Below are 502 nucleotides of genomic sequence, written 5' to 3' on the forward strand. Positions count from 1 at the left end.
ACTTGAAGGATGGTTTTAAGGGACATTTTAGGAATAGTACAATGCTTTGCTTAGGCTATTTTCTTTTGCCTAGCTTAATTAAGACACACAGGAATCAATGAAGTAAATAGCCCTTTTATGGTTACTCTATCTTTCATTATTTAATGCTTTTCTTATCGGCGCAAAGCTACGACGATGCTCTGGCAATGGGCCATAAAGGTCCACAGCTTTCATATGAGCGCGAGTAGGATAACCTTTATGTTTGGCAATACCGTATTGTGGATACAATGAATCTAGCTGATACATAGCTTGATCGCGGCTCACCTTTGCTAAGATACTGGCAGCTGCAATACTAGTGTGCCGTGCATCTCCCTTTACCCAAGCTTGGCAATCAATACTGGACTCAGCTATACCAAGCGTTGCAAGTGTCAGATAATCCAGATCTGGACAGCGGTTTCCGTCGAATAATACTTGGGCTTGCAGCTTACAAGATGCACTACTCATAGTATCTGCACAATGCGTT

General features: G+C 42.0%; 1 protein-coding gene. It reads right to left on the reverse strand.

What is annotated here, in order from left to right; genetic code table 11:
- Nucleotides 1–126: 126 nt before the first annotated feature.
- Nucleotides 127–502 (reverse strand): ribonuclease HII (locus ACS8FD_RS25055; protein WP_439277838.1); only part of this gene is annotated, 376 nt, incomplete at its 5' end.

This window comes from Psychrobacter sp. 1U2 (genome assembly GCF_051847575.1).